Annotated in this window: 1 pseudogene; it reads right to left on the bottom strand. The window is 40.2% G+C overall.

The features are described 5' to 3' along the window. Positions 1-298: 298 nt before the first annotated feature. Positions 299-468: pseudogene (locus ACYVRH_RS14595) on the bottom strand (recombination mediator RecR); the annotation flags it as partial.

Genomic DNA, 468 nt, shown 5'->3' with positions numbered 1-468 from the left:
GGTATAATCCTGCTAAAATAAAGATTAAGGACGGTGAAGAAGTCGTCACTGGTACGAGAATGCCAAAAAATGCAGATGATACCGCAAGCGGTTTTACCGAACTGGAAAACATCTTTGAGGATTTCAAGAAAACATTCCCGGAACTGTACTAATTGGATTCAAAAAGTTTGGTAGCAGAACTGGTACTCTGTAGATAATAAATTATGTCACTTCAATGAGAGTTCATTTAACACTGTTTCTGTTACGTCTTTACCAAAAGTTTTTTAATACTCTGCCATATTTCTATCTTATTCGCCTATCACACCTTCACTCTCCCCCTGAAACTCCGTGAAAGCGTAAGCTTGTCAATATATTCAATATTTCCCCCGACTGGCATTCCCGAAGCGAGGCGGGAAATTTCTACAGGGAAATCTTTTAGCGTCTTTTGCAGATATAGCGCCGTTGTGTCTTCTTCGACTGTGGGGTTCA

The sequence above is a fragment of the Treponema sp. R80B11-R83G3 genome (assembly GCF_054786115.1).
The sequence above is the reverse complement of the archived record's forward strand: the minus strand, read 5'-3'. Positions and strand labels throughout refer to the sequence as shown.